The sequence below is a fragment of the Gottschalkia purinilytica genome, from assembly GCF_001190785.1.
In the GTDB taxonomy this organism is placed as follows: domain Bacteria; phylum Bacillota; class Clostridia; order Tissierellales; family Gottschalkiaceae; genus Gottschalkia_A; species Gottschalkia_A purinilytica.
In genome coordinates, this window is the sequence record NZ_LGSS01000001.1 from 99,677 (window position 1) to 112,008 (window position 12,332).

Annotated in this window: 15 protein-coding genes, 1 pseudogene and 1 riboswitch; of the genes and pseudogenes, 1 reads left to right on the forward strand and 15 read right to left on the reverse strand. The window is 27.7% G+C overall.

Annotation, left to right across the window (positions count from 1 at the left end; genetic code table 11):
- Nucleotides 1-14 precede the first annotated feature (14 nt).
- The 6 genes and pseudogenes from CLPU_RS00515 to CLPU_RS18165 all read right to left on the reverse strand — a co-directional run bounded on the left by CLPU_RS00515 (nucleotide 15) and on the right by CLPU_RS18165 (nucleotide 4,316).
- On the reverse strand, nucleotides 15-671 hold the full coding sequence (locus CLPU_RS00515; RefSeq protein WP_050353680.1) for a DUF6602 domain-containing protein: 657 nt from the start codon (nucleotides 669-671) through the stop codon (nucleotides 15-17).
- Nucleotides 672-1,820: a restriction endonuclease subunit S gene (locus CLPU_RS00520; RefSeq protein ID WP_050353681.1), complete on the reverse strand. Its 1,149-nt coding sequence runs from the start codon at nucleotides 1,818-1,820 to the stop codon at nucleotides 672-674.
- Between the two features lie 2 nt (nucleotides 1,821-1,822).
- Nucleotides 1,823-3,277 carry a type I restriction-modification system subunit M gene (locus CLPU_RS00525; protein WP_050353682.1) on the reverse strand — a complete coding sequence of 485 codons (1,455 nt, stop codon included), beginning with the start codon at nucleotides 3,275-3,277 and terminating at the stop codon, nucleotides 1,823-1,825.
- Between the two features lie 127 nt (nucleotides 3,278-3,404).
- The gene (locus tag CLPU_RS00530; RefSeq protein ID WP_050353683.1) at nucleotides 3,405-3,635 is read right to left on the reverse strand and encodes a TIGR04540 family protein; all 231 of its coding nucleotides are present in this window, start codon (nucleotides 3,633-3,635) and stop codon (nucleotides 3,405-3,407) included.
- A gap of 59 nt (nucleotides 3,636-3,694) precedes the next feature.
- Nucleotides 3,695-3,934, reverse strand: a pseudogene (locus CLPU_RS18160) (BrxA family protein); the annotation flags it as partial.
- 274 nt (nucleotides 3,935-4,208) lie between these two features.
- The gene (locus CLPU_RS18165; RefSeq protein WP_115840394.1) at nucleotides 4,209-4,316 is read right to left on the reverse strand and encodes an IS3 family transposase; all 108 of its coding nucleotides are present in this window, start codon (nucleotides 4,314-4,316) and stop codon (nucleotides 4,209-4,211) included.
- A gap of 795 nt (nucleotides 4,317-5,111) precedes the next feature.
- On the opposite strand from CLPU_RS18165, the gene CLPU_RS00535 reads away from it, so the two are divergent.
- Nucleotides 5,112-5,357, forward strand: a complete 246-nt coding sequence (locus CLPU_RS00535) for a TIGR03905 family TSCPD domain-containing protein (RefSeq protein WP_050353684.1) — start codon at nucleotides 5,112-5,114, stop codon at nucleotides 5,355-5,357.
- A 192-nt stretch (nucleotides 5,358-5,549) separates the two neighbouring features.
- Here the strand turns inward: CLPU_RS00535 and CLPU_RS00540 are convergent, their stop codons facing one another.
- The 9 genes from CLPU_RS00540 to CLPU_RS00580 all read right to left on the reverse strand — a co-directional run bounded on the left by CLPU_RS00540 (nucleotide 5,550) and on the right by CLPU_RS00580 (nucleotide 12,222).
- The gene (locus CLPU_RS00540; RefSeq protein WP_050353685.1) at nucleotides 5,550-5,744 is read right to left on the reverse strand and encodes a capping complex subunit for YIEGIA; all 195 of its coding nucleotides are present in this window, start codon (nucleotides 5,742-5,744) and stop codon (nucleotides 5,550-5,552) included.
- 12 nt (nucleotides 5,745-5,756) lie between these two features.
- On the reverse strand, nucleotides 5,757-6,647 hold the full coding sequence (locus tag CLPU_RS00545) for a YIEGIA domain-containing protein (RefSeq protein ID WP_050353686.1): 891 nt from the start codon (nucleotides 6,645-6,647) through the stop codon (nucleotides 5,757-5,759).
- 195 nt (nucleotides 6,648-6,842) lie between these two features.
- Nucleotides 6,843-7,523, reverse strand: a complete 681-nt coding sequence (locus CLPU_RS00550; RefSeq protein WP_050353687.1) for a metal-dependent hydrolase — start codon at nucleotides 7,521-7,523, stop codon at nucleotides 6,843-6,845.
- A 148-nt stretch (nucleotides 7,524-7,671) separates the two neighbouring features.
- Nucleotides 7,672-8,346: a deoxyribose-phosphate aldolase gene (gene deoC, locus CLPU_RS00555; RefSeq protein ID WP_050353688.1), complete on the reverse strand. Its 675-nt coding sequence runs from the start codon at nucleotides 8,344-8,346 to the stop codon at nucleotides 7,672-7,674.
- A gap of 24 nt (nucleotides 8,347-8,370) precedes the next feature.
- Entirely contained in the window at nucleotides 8,371-8,943 is a 573-nt protein-coding gene (pduL, locus tag CLPU_RS00560) for a phosphate propanoyltransferase (RefSeq protein WP_050353689.1), read from the reverse strand.
- A gap of 182 nt (nucleotides 8,944-9,125) precedes the next feature.
- Nucleotides 9,126-9,710, reverse strand: a complete 585-nt coding sequence (locus CLPU_RS00565; RefSeq protein WP_050353690.1) for a flavodoxin family protein — start codon at nucleotides 9,708-9,710, stop codon at nucleotides 9,126-9,128.
- A gap of 59 nt (nucleotides 9,711-9,769) precedes the next feature.
- Nucleotides 9,770-10,519 (reverse strand): folate family ECF transporter S component, encoded by a 750-nt coding sequence (locus CLPU_RS00570; protein WP_050353691.1) that lies wholly within the window; start codon nucleotides 10,517-10,519, stop codon nucleotides 9,770-9,772.
- Nucleotides 10,520-10,586: 67 nt separating this feature from the next.
- A riboswitch (THF riboswitch) is annotated at nucleotides 10,587-10,686 on the reverse strand.
- Between the two features lie 49 nt (nucleotides 10,687-10,735).
- Nucleotides 10,736-11,716, reverse strand: a complete 981-nt coding sequence (locus CLPU_RS00575; RefSeq protein WP_050353692.1) for a restriction endonuclease — start codon at nucleotides 11,714-11,716, stop codon at nucleotides 10,736-10,738.
- A 65-nt stretch (nucleotides 11,717-11,781) separates the two neighbouring features.
- Nucleotides 11,782-12,222, reverse strand: a complete 441-nt coding sequence (locus CLPU_RS00580) for a DUF3221 domain-containing protein (RefSeq protein ID WP_050353693.1) — start codon at nucleotides 12,220-12,222, stop codon at nucleotides 11,782-11,784.
- Nucleotides 12,223-12,332: the final 110 nt, after the last annotated feature.

Below are 12,332 nucleotides of genomic sequence, written 5' to 3' on the forward strand. Positions count from 1 at the left end.
CCCCACCACCTATTTTAAATATGAGAGAACAGATTAAAAAAATACTTGGATACTGGCTTATCTTTAAACAACATAAAATCCCCAGTTATGTCCTTTATGATGAAAAAATCCTTATTCTCTCCTAACTTTTCTTTATCTTTATCCATTGCTAAAACAAAATCTATATATTCATACTCTTTATACAGTTTTTCATCTAGTTCATATCCCTGAATATCTTCATCAAAGCGATAACTAAATTTTTTCAGTAAATTCCTCTCCTTTATTTCATAGCTATAACAAAACATTCCAACTTTCGGAACGTATTGACTATCTAGTTCCTTTAATTCTTTTGCTAGCGCGTTTAGCTTTCTAAAATCACTTGTCTTCGCACAGGTTTTTACTTCAATAATCATTTCAACATCTTTTATATCTACTATAGAGTGCTCACCCAACCTCCTACACCTAGTAGTATTTTGGGTTACTATTACATCTATCTGATCTGATTCATATTTATTATGACAAATGACCCCTTTATGATAATGGAAATGTTCAAATTGCTTTTTAACCTGCTCCTTAAGAAAGTCTTCTCTTATTTCACCTCTAGTCAAATTATGATTTATTATTTCAGATGCTTCAAATTGGAGCAACAACAACCTTTCAATATACTCATCAAACTCATCAAAGTATCTCATTTAATCACCCCTAAACAAATCTCCCTTAAATGCTTTTTGCATTAAGCTGTTGAAGTTATTTTCCATTTCAAAAAGTGATTTTTGGATTAGCTCTTTTTGCTCTTCTATTTTTTGAATTTTATAGGCAAATTCATTTTGGAGTTTTATTGGTGGTAACTTAATATTGAGTTCTTTAATAATAGTTAAATTAAGTCCATTCATTATTGCTCCTTTATTTCTTAATTCAATTTGCATTAATATCATTGGATTTGAATGTATTGATAAAGATAGAAAATAGGGATTAACTAAGTCTTTATTAGGTGTAATACAAGCTAAATGTTTTGAGTTAATTGCCAATGGTATATTTTGGGGCACTACTGCTGATCTACCAGTTGTCCCCATTATAGATATTAATACATCGTCAGGATATACTCTATATCGTTTTAACTTTTCGAATTTTTCTTCTGTTATATAACGTTCTTTGCCCCATTTAAATCTATTTGTTACAACATTGTCAATACCTAAAACATATATACCCTCAGAAACAAATTCAGAATGTAACAAATCGCTTCCAAAAGGTCCTGTTCTTATGCTACTTTTCTTTTTTAATGCTAAATCTTTTATCTGAACTTTTTCCCACTCATCATATTTTTCTGCCTTTGGACCGACATCATTAATTAATAAAGATATCATTAATTCATCAAGAAGTTCAATTTGCTTCTTTCTTAAATCAATTAGTTCTTGTGCTTTATCTAACACTTTAACGATTTTCTCTTGGGTTTGGAGTGGTGGTAATGGAATTTTAATATTTTCTAAATACTTCTTTGATATATGTTTTAAACCTGCTCCTTTAAAACCATTTTCAAGGATATATATATTTCCACTTAGGAAGTAATAAACATACTTAAGTACTATTTCATATTTATTATTTGATTGAATAACAAAACAGTCTGTAGAAGTTGAAAATAAACCTTTAGAATAATGTATACTTGCATTACCACCAGTTCCAAAAATTAATGCTTCATTTTCAATTTCATATTCGTCAAGATATTTTGATAAAATATTACTTGAAGTATAAAAAGGATATAAACCAGAAGTTTTTCCTTCACTAGCCTTAATCTTAGACTTTTTTAAGAAACTAAAACCATCTTTAATTGTTATATAATCCATTATTAATCTACCATCCCTTCGATTTCATCTAGTAGATTTAATATTTTATCTTCTAAATCTCTAATATTTGCAAGTATTTGAATTGGCTCATCATACTCAACTTCATGATATTGAATCTCTTTATATCTATTAATCGAAAGATCATAGTCATTATCTTTAATCTCATCTTTAGAAACTAAAAATGATTGCTCCGTTCTCTTTCTGTCAACTTCATTTTCAAGCGAATGATATCTCTTAATAATATCATCAATATCATTTTCTTCAATTGGCTGACGTTTATCATCTAAGGAAAATCCATCTGCTTTCATATCATAGAACCATACTTTATCTGTTCCACCAGCGCCAGTCTTTGTAAATATCATAATTGCAGTAGATACTCCTGCATATGGTTTAAATACTCCACTTGGCATTGATATAATTGCATGAAGATGATGATTTTCTAGAATCTCTTTTCTTATCGATTTATGTGCCCCAGAACTACCAAATAATACACCATCAGGTACTATAGTTGCACATCTTCCACCCTTTTTAAGCATACGTAGCATAAGTGCTAAGAACAATAGCTCTGTCTTCTTTGTTTTAGTCACTTTCAATAAATCTGCTGATACAGATTCGTAGTCTAGTGAACCTTTAAATGGTGGATTTGCTAGAACAAGTGTATATTTTTCTTCATCTTTATTTTGTTCAGATAAAGAATCTCTATATTGAATATTTGGGCTTTCAACACCATGGAGCAACATATTCATTGCTCCTATACGAAGCATTGTTCTATCCATATCAAAACCATAAAACATACCTTCATTGTAATGTTTTTTTATTTCTTGAACATTAAATAGATTTTTATTGTTCTTTTGAATGTATTCACCTGCTGCAACTAAGAATCCTGCTGAACCAGCTGCTGGGTCAGCAATAATATCTGTTGGTGTTGGCTTCATAAGCTCCACCATCATTTTTATAATGTGTCTAGGTGTTCTAAACTGACCATTTGTACCTGCTGTAGCTACTTTTGATAATAAATACTCATATAAATCACCTTTAGCATCTCTGTCATTCATAGGTAATGTATCAATATTTGTTACTATCTTTTCAAGCATTTGTGGTGTTGGAATCATAAAGATAGCATCATCCATGTATTTTGAAAATGCTGATTCTTTATCTGCATCCATGTTCTTTATAAAAGGAAATACCTTTTTAGAAACTACATCATACATTTTATTGGCTCCAAGTTGCTTAAAATTTTTCCAACGAAGTTCTTGTTGGTCATCAGCAAATATTTTATCAACTTCAATACCTAATAGTTCTGCATTTAACTCTAAATCATTTTGCTTATCATCTAAACCCTTTATAAAAAGAAGATATGTAAATTGCTCTATTACAGATAGTGGATTAGTGATACCACCTGTCCAAAATATCTCCCAGACTTTATCAATTTTCTTTCTTAATTCTCCTGTTATCATTTCTTTTGCCTCCTATTTTGTTTATCTATAAAACAACATCATAGAAAAATTCTAATGCTACTTAATTTTAAAGCCTCCTAATTTTGATATGTCCAGCTATCATACATTTTTAAATTTTTAAAGTTATTTAATCTAATATTCTACCTACTATTTCTAACCTTCTCTTACAACATTGCTGTTTAATAATCGTTATAAAATTATCATTTTTAACTATCTTTGATGGAGTACTTTTATATAAATCTGTTATTTTTTCAATCATCAAATCCTCATTTATTTCATCATTCCAATAAGCCTCAATTAGAATATTGATTACATTGATAACTTCCCCCTGAGTTTTATAAAATTTTTTAACCTCCATCTTCTCACCTCTTATATCATAACTTTAAAATTACTTCATTCTTATTTTAATCTTACTTTTTAGTAATTACAAGTATATTTAAGCCTTTTAAAAACAAGTGAAATCAAGCAATTACAATTCTTAACTCTCCTTATTATAGTTGTCCACTTTATAAGCTCAATAAAATCATCAACAATATTAATCCTCAGCCTCTTTCTATCTAAAATCCTATCTACCAAACCCGCATTATAAAGAATGTTAATATAAACTTGTCCTAGCTTTTTAGAAGTACATGACTTCCAACTAGCAACAACGTGACTTTGTTTTTTCTTTCAAAGAACTCTACTATATCAGCCTTTGTAATAACCTTATCTTTTGCCTTTAACTTAATGTATAAGCAAAAACTTCCACAGCTTTAAATAGATAACATATCTAACCCTCTTAATACAAGGATTTAAGCTATCTGCTATCAACATAATGTCTTAAATAAAGCAGTAGTTACTGCAGTTTTAATACACATAAAGAATATACCTCTGAAAATTCTAGTCTGAATCCCAGGTTTGGGACTCAAAAAAACTCCTATCCTGTATCAAATTACTCCCGATATTTTATTGAGAGCAATTTATTTTGTTTTATATTTAGTTTTAATTGTATTCTATTATTGTTATAATAACATATGTATTCTTCTATAATCTCAATGATCTGTTCACTTGTAGCAGTAAAATCTTAAGAATAGAGAACTTCTTCTTTCAAATGAGAGAAAAATGATTCAATAAGAACATTATCAAAGCATACTCTGTTATGAGACATACTTTGAATAATATTCTTTTCATTTAAAAATGTCTGACTTAATTAGATCCTTATTCTTTACACTTTCATCAAACTTATATTTAATAAACTTCTTGTATCTAATCTTTGCAAGTAGTCCATTCTTTCTCATAATACGCCTACTTTTTTTATGATTTAACTTTAATTCAGCTATAGCTCTTCTATATCTGTATCTACACTTGTGCCTTGTGCAAATATCTTTAATAATATTGATGATTTGTTTTATATTTATTTATACTTTCCAACAATAATAAATACTTTTAAGGATCTTAAGAAACACTAAAATATATTTAACTGACTATTTGTATCTAAAAGATTCTATAATACATACTAGGTCATATTTACCTATTTTCTTAAGATCTCATTCAGATTTCTAGAAAATTCGTTACGCATTTCTAATTGACTAATTCTAAGATTTAGTTGTTCAATCTAAAAAAGTTCCCAAGTTCTTTTATTATAAATCGTATTGCTTGACTACAGGTGTTTAAAACGATGTGTCTCTCCATTTCATCAGTTTTAGATTAATTATTTAATCACTTCATTAAGTAAATGTATATATAAACAACTATAATTACTAGTTTATAGTTGTATTCATTTCTATAGTATAATATAGTAATATAGAAAACGTTGAAATTATTTGAGATTATTATATGTAAAGGAGAGATTATTTTGAAATATGTCACAAGTGGTGTTTGTTCAAAAGAAATTTCTTTTGAAATTAAAGATAATAAAATTAAAAATATTTCATTTTTAGGTGGATGTAATGGTAATCTTCAAGGGCTTGCAAGCTTAGCAGAAGGTAGAGATGTTGATGAAGTAATCGAAAAGCTTAAAAACATAAAATGTGGACATAAACTAACATCTTGTCCTGATCAGCTGTCCAAAGCATTAGAAGAATATAAGTCTACAAAATAATTTTCTTAACTTATAAAGCTCTATTTTGATTTAAATAGAGCTTTATAAATTTTATTACAATTTATTTTTCTAATATTTTTATCCAATGAATAAGATTTTTTATACTTTTATATGGATAATTATCTACTTTTCTTTATAATAGTTTATTATTTAAATCGTTTAATACTTTCTAAAGTATATTTTTTCTAAGTCTTACTCTTGAGTAATAATTATAATTCCGTTAGTAAGTCCATATACATTACCTGCTAGTGTTCTTCCAAGTTGTGACGCTATTTCTTCTTGTTCTTCTTTGTTTTTTGCTAGTATCGTGGGTACTCCAGCATCTATTATTAACTTCTCATCTACAGTAACTATTGCCAATATACTTCTAGTTGAACTCTCTTTCATTTTTCTTCTCCTCTAATTTTCTTTTTTCTTTAATGTCTCTAATATAGGCACGTTCCTTACAATTTCTTTTAATAATTCAATATCTTTTATTATAGGAACAATTAATAAAGCAACTTCACCATTATCAAAATTTTTTCGTGTTGAAACATATCTTTCCAATCCTAGTATTCTTGTGCATTCATGTATTATAGCTGTTCTTTGTCCTCTATGATTTAATATTACTTTTTCATTCTCACCTTTTGGCTTTAATATAATTCCTATACCATTTTCAATTATTCTTTCTCTTGTTTCAGATAATCCAATATTCATAACATATATATCTCCTACATATAAGTTATCTTTATCTCTAAATTCTATAGTTGCTTCTTCTATATCAGCAATATCTCTTATTGTATGTCCTTTTGTATAGTCTCTAAGTAATTTAATAATTGTTAGCCCGATTACAGAAGATACTCCTATTATAATGAACTTATTTTTTATATATTCTCTTAATAAAAATATACTTATAGTAGTAATTAATGATGAAATCATAACTATATAATTTCTTGCTTCGAAAGTTTTCGCTATTCCATCAATATAAGATTCTCCCCTAGGAAAGTAGTTTTCTTTTTCCATTGACGTTAGGCTTTCTTTCTCCATTTTACGAATATCTCTAAATTGTTGTATTGCTATAGCTAAAAATGTTACTGCTACATAATTTTTAGAAAGTAATGCCGGATATGCTACTGCACCTATAGCAGATGCTATAAATCCCGTTGTAAGGTGTATTAGATATCCATTTGGATATGTTGGATATTGTCTAATATCCGACTTTAGCATCAACCATCTTCCTACAAATCCTACTGTAGTACCAGATAATATATATAAAACTATAGTTAAGTCTAACAGTCCTTTTTCTTGCATATTAATAACTCCCATATTTTTTCTTTAACTATAGTTTATTTTGTACAACAAGGATAATACTATTCCATTAGAAATAAAAAAACTAGGAACAATCCCTAGTTTTTCTATACTGTATATTTCTTCTTTTAATTTGAGGTACTATCTTTTTAGCTTTCAGATATATCTATGTAATTTAATCAAAAGTTTATCTGTAATCTATTTTAATTCTATTATTTCTCCATATTGTAATATTTTAATTTTTGTATCTTTTACTTTATTTTTTAACTCATCTGGATTGGCTTGTATAATATCAAAAGTATTAAAGTGCATCGGTATAGCAGCTTTGGGCTTTATAAACTCTATAGCTTTGACTGCATCATTTATATCCATAGTAAAATTACCACCTATAGGGATTAAAGCTAAATCTACATTCTCATCTTCTAATAGCTTCATATCCATAGTTAAACCTGTATCTCCTGCATGATATATTATCTTGTTATTTATCTCAATTAAAAATCCACAAGGATTTCCACCATAAATTATATTTTCTCCTTCAAATATACTAGATCCATGTAATGCTGGTGTCATTTTTACTCGACCAAATTCAAAGCTAAATCTACCACCAATATGCATTGTATGATTATTTATTCCCTTGTTGGATAAGTAATGTCCTATTTCAAAGTTACATATAACAGTACAATTGAACTTTTTAGCTATTTCGATAGTATCTCCAAAATGATCTCCATGAGCATGAGTTAAAAATATATGTGTTAAATCCTTTAAATCTTCAATTCTTATAGGACATGTCGGATTACCTGATATAAATGGATCTATTATAGCTTTAAAGTCTTTGTTTTCTATTATAAAAGATGAATGACTCAAATACTGTATTTTCACAAAATCACCTCTTAACCTTTATCATATACCATCCATTAGCAACAAATTACTTCATTCTCAATAATGTTAATTTTATAGTAATAAGGTTTGTTAAACAAGCACAGAAAAAGAGGTAAGTAAACTTATCCCCTTTTTCATTAAATTAAAATCAATACCCGTTATTACTAGAATCCCTTGAACCTTTTACTATATCTACTGATGAACTTGCCCCTAATCTATTTGCTCCTGAGCGGATCATTTCACTAGCAATATCTAAATTTTTTATTCCACCTGATGCTTTAACTCCTATATCAGTTCCAACAGTCTCTCTCATTAATTTAACATCTGATATTTTAGCTCCACCAGTGCTAAATCCTGTTGATGTTTTAACAAAGTCTGCTCCACATTCTTTAGCTATCTTACAAGCCTTCACTTTTTCTTCATCTGTTAGTAAACATGTTTCTATTATTACTTTTACTAATGCTTTGTCTTTAGCTTCAGTTACTACTGCTAAGATATCATCCTTAACTACATCATAATCCTTATCTTTCAATGCGCCTATATTTATAACCATGTCTAACTCATCAGCACCGTCTTCTATCGCTTTTTTAGTCTCAAAAGCCTTAACTTCCTTTAATGAACTTCCAAGTGGAAAACCTATAACAGACGTTACTTTAACATCTGTTTCTTCTAACTCTTGTTTAGCTAACTTTACATAATAAGGATTCACACATACTGAAGCAAATTTATACATTTTAGCTTCTTCACATACTTTTTTTATTGTTTCCTTAGTTGTATTTGACTTTAAAATTGTATGATCTATCATTGAAGCAACATTATTCATGCTTACCTCCATAAAAGTTCTTTATTAATCTACTATTTCTACTAACTGCCCGTTTTTAGCACCTGCAGCATTACCTTCTTCTATATCTACATGCATTTCAAGAGCATATTTAGGTGAAACTCTTGCTAATACATTCTCAAATATTAGACCTCTTTCTCCACCTACTCTCACTTTTACTCTATCTTTATCTTTTAATCCAAATCTTTCTGCATCATCTGTGTGTAAGTGAATATGTCTAGCTGCAGCTATTACCCCTTTTTCTATTTCTACTTCTCCTGCTGGTCCTACTATTTTTATACCTGGACTTCCATCTAAATCTCCTGAATCTCTAACTGGTGGGTTTATTCCTAAGATACGTGCATCTGCAAATGACACTTCTACTTGGGTGTGATTTCTGGCTGGTCCTAAAATTCTTACTCCCTTTATGACATTCTTTTCCCCTACTAAATCTACTTTTTCTTCACAAGCATACTGATCTGGCTGTGACAAGTCTTTGAACTTTTTAAGTTCATATCCCTTACCAAATAACTTTTCAATGTGGTCTTTGCTTAAATGTATATGCCTATTCGATAAAGCAATTGGTAGTTCTTTTTTCATAAAATAATCTCTCCTTATTTAAGTTAATTTATTCAATTTATTAATTAAATAGAACTTATTTTTATTTTATTACAACCATACACTATCAATAAAATTATAATCCTTTTTTTTCTTAAAATCAAATTGTTTGTATACAGTATTCAGCTAAAAAAATTAATCAGCTCAAATTAAGCTGATTATATTTAAAATCCTTCGAAAAATCGTATTCCTCTTTCATATGCATTTTTTGTTATATCTTCTCTTTGCCATGTCGGAGTAACATCTGTATTCGAAACAAGAATATTTCCTTTATAGTTTGTATTTACAGCTCTAAAAAACAAATCTATAACAGGTGTACATGCGTCAAATTGATCCTCTTTATAAGGAGCTCCACCTACACATATAAACAATCCAAATCTTTTTTTATTTCTGTCTATAGAAGGATTTTTAAGTACATATTTACTTGACCAATATACCTGACATCTATCAATCATAGCCTTAGTTAAACTAGCTACTGTATTAAAATACACTGGCGAAGCTAATATTATTCCATCACTATCATTAAAGTTTTCATATAGCTCATCCATATCATCTTTTCTGAAGCATTTTCCTGTTTTTTCACATGCTCCACATCCTATGCAATGATATATACTTAAGTCTTTTAAATATACTTTTTTAATGTCTACATCTTCTTCACTATTTCTAATTCCGTCAAGAACTACATCTAATAACTTATCTGTATTCATTTTTTTTCTGGGACTACCCATAATAGCCAAAAGTTTTTTCATAATAGCTTCCTCCTAATCAAATTAATAAGCTACTAGCAAGAACTAGTAGCTTTATTTTATTATCGATTTGAATACTTGAAATATTTTGATAAAGTAAATATTATTACTGAACTTATAGGTATGTTAATAACTGAAGCTAATACTCTAATAGGAAACAGTATCATAAATCCTTTTTTAAACATAATACTTAACCATAAAGTATTTAATCCCATCGATATAACAACATAAGATACAGTCACTGTAAATAATATTTTATCTATAGAATAAATAGATTTGCTTTCCTTAATTCTCATACTTACTATTATAGGTGTCATTATAAGTACCAAAATAACAATAACATATATAGCTATAATTATATTAGGTATTCTATTGTTATAAAAATAAAGCATGCTATTTTTAAAAGTTATTATATTTTGATTATATAACAGCTTTACAACTCCTGTAGAAATAATTAATATAAAAATTGTATTAATTATATTAAAATTAATTCTACTATTTTTAGATTTTATAAACATATAAATGATACCCGGTATTATTCCCCATAACATACTACTTATAGTGAATCCAGGAAAAGGGATACCTTGTGCATTTATAATTAATCCAACAACATCTGCTACAAGTCCACTAAATCCACCTACAATTGGTCCAAACAATATTCCTGTTATAATAATAGGTATAGACCCAAAATCTATTCTCAAGCTACTTGTCCCAGCAATAGGTAGCATTACAGATAATACTCTAGTTAAAACTATACTTATAGTTGTAAGTAAACTAGCTGTGACTAGTGTTGAAACACTTATTTTTTTCATTACTTCACCTCCTTTTCTTCATTTATGACAGTTCTGTCACACTAAAGAAAAAAAGGCTCTCTAATGTAACAGCGAATGCGGTAAAGTATCGCAGATTTTTAAATGCATCTTTCGTTTAAAGGCAACATCCCATCCTTTAACACTTAACGCGCTTTACCTACTCTGCCTATTGCCATCAATATTGTACATTATTTAGTAATGCTTGTAAATACATTTCTATATAAAACTATCTTCTTCATCAATATTTTCCATACTTTTATCTTGTATCTTAATTATTATAGATTTAATTAGAGATACTAAACCTAAAAAAATTAAAACATATGCAACAATTCTATAATATTTGGCGAAAGGTGTTATCTTACTAAAAGCTAATAATACTATTCCTAGTATAAAGCATTTTTTCATATTGCTTTGTGATATTACATTTTTTCCATAATCTTTTATTCTTTTTTTATTATCTGATATTTCCTCTAATATCATTTCATTTATCTGTTTCTTAGAAGGATACATATTCGCTTTTTTCATTATATTTAAAAAATTATTTAGATTTATAAGCTTTATTTTTTTATGTTCTTTAACTTTATTTGAAAATTCAACAGCTTCGTCAGAAAAATCCGAAGTAGTTATTATTATTCCTTCATCAATATTTAGTTCTCTTAATTCTAGGAAAAAACTTCTTACATTAGATACACTGACATTGTGTTCCTTATTATGTTGATAACATTTTATTCCTAACTTCTTTTCATTAAGTATACCTATCAAATCTATGTCTTTTTTATTTAAGATTTGTGTATCCTTTAAAGTACACTTTTCTAAAACATCCTTAATATAATTAACAAATTCATCTGGTGAATAATCTATTATATCTTTATATACTTTATTTAATATTATGCTTTTATCTATATTCTCTATATTTTTTTCAAGTTTTCTCTTATTTATTTTTCTTATTAATATTATATATAAAATTATGAATTGAGTAGAAATAATAGTAGAAAGGAAAAAACTATTAGACTTATAGTAAATATAAACAAATATAAAAATCCAAATTAAAAAGCTTAATAGTGCTTTGTCCATAGAAGATGCAATGTACGACTTTCCATTACCTGTTTTCTCTGTGTAAAATTTCTTAATTTTTAGATTATTATTAAATCGTTTAGTTGAACTTATCACATTGTTAAAAATACCTTTAAATTCCATAAAAATACCTCCTTAACTATAATTCTTGACATTTAAATCAAGACTTAAACTAAGAAGGCGTATAATCAAATATTGTTTTCTTTAGAACTTTTGTTATTTTCACTAATTATTTTTACTTTTTTTGCTTTCCCCTTTACAGGATAAGATTCGGCAACGGATCCTTCAAAAATAACTTCAACTGTATCACCTGTGTTTATATCTGAATACTTAAATAATCTTTTTAAATCATCTTTCTGTATCATTGTATCAACATCAACATAAACAGATGCTTTGTCATATAAAGTATCTTTCTCTAGATTTCCCTCTAATAACAGATTAATACCATCTTTTTCTAAAGTAATACTCTTAACAACACCTCTAATTCCAACTTTATAATTACTTTTACCTTTTACTATTTTTGCTATTTGTTTAGAATTTACAGTATTATTATTTGTATTTTCTTTTCGTTGATATCCTACTGTTATGAGCAGTGAAAAAACAATTATAATCCATAATAATCTTTTCATAAATTTATCCTCTTATTTTATTTTTATGTGTCAGACCTAATTTTTAAAAATAAAAATTTTTGAAATAAGATCTAATGAATTAAATTATTATAAGGTTCTTGTATATGTTT